The organism is Mycobacterium sp. TH-M25 (assembly GCF_057473665.1).
This window is the reverse complement of record NZ_JBYCLA010000555.1, coordinates 1-4,207: the sequence shown is the minus strand read 5'-3', so window position 1 is coordinate 4,207 and position 4,207 is coordinate 1. Positions and strand designations below refer to the sequence as shown.

The window sequence follows — 4,207 nt, the reverse complement described above, 5'->3', positions numbered from 1 at the left end:
TTGGTGCCGCCGCGCAAGAAGGAGATCCTCGACCACTACGAGGACCGTGCGGACAAGGTCGAAAAGCAGTTCCAGCGCGGCGCTTTGAACCACGACGAACGCAACGAGGCGCTGGTGGAGATCTGGAAGGAAGCCACCGACGAGGTCGGTCAGGCGCTGCGGGACCACTACCCGGTCGACAACCCGATCATCACGATCGTCGACTCCGGTGCCACGGGTAACTTCACCCAGACCCGGACGCTGGCCGGCATGAAGGGTCTGGTGACCAACCCGAAGGGTGAGTTCATTCCGCGTCCGGTCAAGTCGTCCTTCCGCGAGGGCCTGACCGTGCTGGAGTACTTCATCAACACCCACGGCGCTCGAAAGGGCTTGGCGGACACCGCGTTGCGTACCGCCGACTCGGGGTACCTGACCCGTCGTCTGGTGGACGTGAGCCAGGATGTCATCGTCCGCGAACACGACTGCCAGACCGAGCGCGGCATCGTCGTCGAGCTGGCCGAGCGTGCGGCTGGGGTTGATGGTAAGGCCAGTCTCATCCGCGACCCGTACATCGAAACATCGGCATACGCACGGACTTTGGGCACCAACGCGGTCGACGAGGCGGGCAACGTGATCGTCGCGCGCGGTGAGGATCTGGGTGACCCGGAGATCGACGCCTTGCTGGCGGCGGGCATCACGCAGGTCAAGGTGCGCTCGGTGCTGACCTGCACCACCGGCACAGGTGTGTGCGCGACGTGTTACGGGCGGTCGATGGCCACCGGCAAGCTGGTCGACATCGGTGAGGCCGTCGGCATCGTGGCCGCCCAATCCATCGGTGAGCCCGGCACCCAGCTGACCATGCGTACCTTCCACCAGGGTGGTGTCGGTGAGGACATCACCGGCGGTCTGCCCCGGGTTCAGGAGCTGTTCGAGGCCCGGGTGCCGCGCGGCAAGGCGCCGATCGCCGACGTCACCGGACGGGTCCGCCTCGAGGACGGGGAGCGCTTCTACAAGATCACCATCGTTCCCGACGATGGCGGCGAAGAAGTCGTCTACGACAAGCTGTCCAAGCGGCAACGGCTGCGGGTGTTCAAGCACGAAGACGGTTCCGAGCGGGTGCTCTCCGACGGTGACCACGTCGAGGTGGGTCAGCAGCTGATGGAAGGCTCGGCCGACCCGCACGAGGTGCTGCGGGTGCAGGGCCCGCGCGAGGTGCAGATCCACCTGGTCCGCGAGGTCCAGGAGGTCTACCGGGCCCAAGGCGTGTCGATCCACGACAAGCACATCGAGGTGATCGTGCGCCAGATGCTGCGCCGGGTCACCATCATCGACTCGGGCGCGACGGAGTTCCTGCCCGGCTCGCTGATCGACCGTGCGGAGTTCGAGGCCGAGAACCGTCGGGTGGTGGCCGAGGGTGGTGAGCCCGCCGCCGGTCGTCCGGTGCTGATGGGTATCACCAAGGCGTCGCTGGCCACCGACTCGTGGCTTTCCGCGGCGTCGTTCCAGGAGACCACACGGGTGCTGACCGATGCGGCGATCAACTGCCGCAGCGACAAGCTCAACGGTCTGAAGGAGAACGTGATCATCGGAAAGTTGATCCCGGCTGGCACCGGTATCAACCGCTACCGCAACATCGCGGTGCAGCCCACCGAGGAGGCCCGCGCCGCGGCCTACACGATCCCGTCCTACGAGGATCAGTACTACAGCCCGGACTTCGGCCAGGCCACCGGTGCTGCCGTTCCGCTGGACGACTACGGCTACTCGGATTATCGCTAAGAAAAAGCCCCGGCCAATTGCCGGGGCTTTTTCTGTGCGCCCAGTGTGCGGCCAGCTTCACGCTCGCGACTGAGTGTGCGGCTGGCCGCACGTTCGCCCGACGGGCCGCGGGTCGGTGTCGCTCACTAGACTGGGCGGCGTGCTCATCGGTTCGCATGTCAGCCCAACCGATCCGCTCGCCGCAGCGGAGGCTGAAGGCGCTGACGTCGTGCAGATTTTCCTTGGCAACCCGCAGAGCTGGAAGGCGCCCAAACCGCGTAGCGATGCCGCTGTGCTGAAGGCCGCGGCCCTGCCGGTGTACGTGCACGCGCCCTACTTGATCAATGTCGCGTCGGCGAATAACCGGGTGCGGATCCCATCGCGCAAGATCCTGCAGCAGACTTGTGATGCGGCCGCCGACATCGGTGCTGCCGCCGTGATCGTGCATGGTGGGCACGTCGCCGACGACAATGACCTCGAGGATGGTTTCGGCCGCTGGCGTAAAGCACTCGACCAACTGCAAACCGACGTTCCGGTCTACCTCGAAAACACGGCCGGCGGCGACCACGCGATGGCTCGCCGCTTCGATACCATCGCCCGACTCTGGGATGTCATCGGCGACACCGGGATCGGTTTCTGCCTGGACACCTGTCACGCATGGGCGGCTGGCGAGGGGCTAATTCAAGCTGTGGATCGCATCAAGGCCATCACCGGCCGGATCGACCTGGTGCACTGCAATGATTCCAAGGACGAAGCGGGCTCGGGTCGTGACCGTCACGCCAACTTGGGTAGCGGCCAGATCGATGCCGAGTTGCTGGTAGCAGCCGTCAAGGCAGCGGGTGCGCCGGTGATCTGCGAAACCGCTGACGAGGGCCGCAAGGACGACATCGCGTTCCTGCGCGAAAAGACCAGCGGCTGACGCAGCGCTGGCGTTACATTTTTTGTACGACTATGGGAAAAGCGTAATATCGGTGGCATGCCAGACACCCATGTCGTCACCAACCAGGTTCCGCCGCTGCTGGACTACAACCCGGCGACCTCCCCGGCGCTGATCGAGGCCCTAATCCGCGAGGGCGGTCAGTGGGGCCTCGAGAAGGTCAACGAGGTTGGGGCGATTTCCGCCAACCACGAAGCCCAGCGTTGGGGCGAGCTCGCCGACCGTAACCGGCCTGTCCTGCACACCCACGACCGATACGGACACCGCGTCGATGAGGTGGAATACGACCCGGCCTACCACGAGCTGATGCGCACGGCGATCTTCCACGGCATGCACGCTGCGCCGTGGGCCGATGAGCGGCCGGGGGCGCATGTGGTGCGTGCCGCCATGACCTCCGTATGGACCGTCGAGCCGGGGCATATGTGCCCGATCTCGATGACCTACGCTGTTGTCCCAGCGCTGCGGTGCAACCCCGAGCTGGCAGCGGTCTACGAGCCGTTGCTGACCAGCCGCGAGTACGACCCGGAACTGAAACTGGCCACCAGCAAGCGCGGCATCACCGCGGGCATGTCGATGACCGAGAAGCAGGGTGGCTCCGATGTCCGCGCCGGCACCACCCGGGCGACCCCAAACGCCGACGGCACGTACAGCCTCACGGGCCACAAATGGTTCACGTCGGCACCCATGTGCGACATCTTCCTGGTGCTTGCGCAGGCACCGGCCGGGCTGTCGTGCTTTCTGTTGCCGCGGGTGCTCCCCGATGGCACCCGCAACCGGATGTTCTTGCAGCGACTCAAGGACAAGCTCGGTAACCATGCCAACGCCTCAAGTGAGGTTGAATACTCTCGTGCCACTGCCTGGTTGGTCGGTGAAGAGGGACGCGGGGTCCCGACCATTATCGAGATGGTCAACCTCACCCGGTTGGACTGCACCCTGGGCAGTGCCACCAGCATGCGCACCGGCCTGACCCGCGCCATCCACCACGCCCAGCATCGAAAAGCATTCGGCGCCTACCTGATTGACCAGCCGCTAATGCGCAACGTACTGGCGGACCTGGCCGTCGAGGCTGAGGCCGCCACGATGGTCGCGATGCGGATGGCCGGTGCCACCGACAATGCGGTGCGCGGGAACGAGACAGAGGCGCTGCTGCGCCGCATCGGTCTGGCGGCCAGTAAGTATTGGGTGTGCAAGCGTTCCACCCCGCATGCTGCTGAAGCGCTGGAATGCCTGGGCGGCAACGGATATGTGGAGGATTCCGGGATGCCGCGGCTGTACCGCGAGGCGCCGCTGATGGGCATTTGGGAGGGCTCAGGTAACGTCAGCGCCCTAGATACCTTGCGTGCCATGGCAACTCGACCCGAATGCGTCGAGGTGCTATTTGGCGAATTGGCCGGATCCGCGGGTCAGGACTCCCGACTGGACGCCCATGTCGAGCGGCTGCGGCCACAACTGGCCGACGTTGAAACTATCCAGTACCGCGCTCGCAAAGTCGCTGAGGACATCTGCCTGGCGTTGCAGGGGTCGTTGCTGGTGCGC

3 protein-coding genes are annotated in these 4,207 nt (G+C 65.2%); all 3 read left to right on the top strand.

Annotation, left to right across the window (positions count from 1 at the left end; all coding sequences use genetic code 11):
• Nucleotides 1-1,755 (top strand): DNA-directed RNA polymerase subunit beta' (locus AC2VOU_RS18510; protein WP_486958677.1); only part of this gene is annotated, 1,755 nt, incomplete at its 5' end.
• Between the two features lie 139 nt (nucleotides 1,756-1,894).
• On the top strand, nucleotides 1,895-2,653 hold the full coding sequence (locus AC2VOU_RS18505; RefSeq protein WP_047313546.1) for a deoxyribonuclease IV: 759 nt from the start codon (nucleotides 1,895-1,897) through the stop codon (nucleotides 2,651-2,653).
• Between the two features lie 57 nt (nucleotides 2,654-2,710).
• On the top strand, nucleotides 2,711-4,207 hold a 1,497-nt coding region (locus AC2VOU_RS18500; RefSeq protein ID WP_486958676.1), incomplete at its 3' end, for an acyl-CoA dehydrogenase family protein.